The organism is Vibrio sp. 1727 (genome assembly GCF_033344415.1).
Taxonomy (GTDB): Bacteria; Pseudomonadota; Gammaproteobacteria; order Enterobacterales; family Vibrionaceae; genus Vibrio; species Vibrio alginolyticus.
In genome coordinates this window covers 1-1,025 of sequence record NZ_JAWPOT010000095.1, presented here as the reverse complement: position 1 = coordinate 1,025, position 1,025 = coordinate 1, and the positions used below count along the sequence as shown (strand labels likewise).

The window sequence follows — 1,025 nt, the reverse complement described above, 5'->3', positions numbered from 1 at the left end:
AACGTTCCGTACTGAGGATGCCGCTTTAGCGATCAAAAACATGCGCGAAGCGTACCCAGAGATGTTGATTGGCGCGGGAACTGTGCTGACAAGCGCGCAAGTGGATGAAGCGATTGATGCGGGCGTGGACTTTATTGTGAGCCCAGGTTTCAACCCAACTACAGTGAAATACTGCCAACAGCGCAACGTGACCATCGTCCCTGGTGTCAACAACCCAAGCTTGGTTGAACAAGCAATGGAAATGGGTCTGCGTACGCTGAAGTTTTTCCCAGCAGAACCGTCAGGCGGCGTCGCGATGCTAAAAGCATTATCTGCGGTTTATCCTGTAAAATTCATGCCAACCGGTGGCGTGAGCCCAAGCAATGTTAAAGATTACTTGTCTATTTCTTCAGTCTTAGCGCGTGGTGGTACTTGGATGGTACCCGGCGATTTGATTGACAACGAGCAATGGGATGAACTGGCGAAGCTGGTTCGTGAAGTTGCGGGAATTATCGAATAATTCCTCACCCCGGTTAGCACCGAGAACTATCGTAGATAGTCGAACGATCTTTTGAGCAATTTGCCAACGCCCGCGGCTCCACCGTAGGCGTTTTTTTATATGCAGTTTTGGCGAGTTAAAAATCCAACTTTCCATTAGGCGCGACACAAAACAACGCGCCCAACACGGTTTACTTACCCATTTACTTACTTAGTTTTTTGTTTCTGCCAAGCACGTTTAGAGTGCTGGGTAGGTTGTAGTAGGAACAAGCTAAACAGCAACACGATGCAGCCAATTGCGACAAAGATGGATTGAGAAGAGCCCGCTAACACGACGCCGGCAAGAATCAGTAACATGCCCGCCAACGCTGTGATGGAGCCGACATAAAGTCCTTGCTTATGATTGATAGGGGACTGCTCCTCGTCGCTGATCGGTGTGGCTAGTTGAATCGCAAGTGCAGTGCGACTTTGCTGGATTGATGGTGGCTCTTTGGCATAAAAGACCCGCGTAAACAGGAAGAAGCCTCCCGTCACCAGTAAATGAACGG

Annotated in this window: 1 protein-coding gene and 1 pseudogene; one reads left to right on the top strand and one right to left on the bottom strand. The window is 49.5% G+C overall.

Annotated elements, in window-relative coordinates; genetic code table 11:
• Nucleotides 1-499: bifunctional 4-hydroxy-2-oxoglutarate aldolase/2-dehydro-3-deoxy-phosphogluconate aldolase (locus R8O10_RS24040; RefSeq protein WP_318191799.1), on the top strand; the 499-nt coding region annotated here is incomplete at its 5' end.
• Nucleotides 500-684: 185 nt separating this feature from the next.
• Here the strand turns inward: R8O10_RS24040 and R8O10_RS24035 are convergent.
• A pseudogene (locus R8O10_RS24035) lies at nucleotides 685-1,025 on the bottom strand (transporter); the annotation flags it as partial.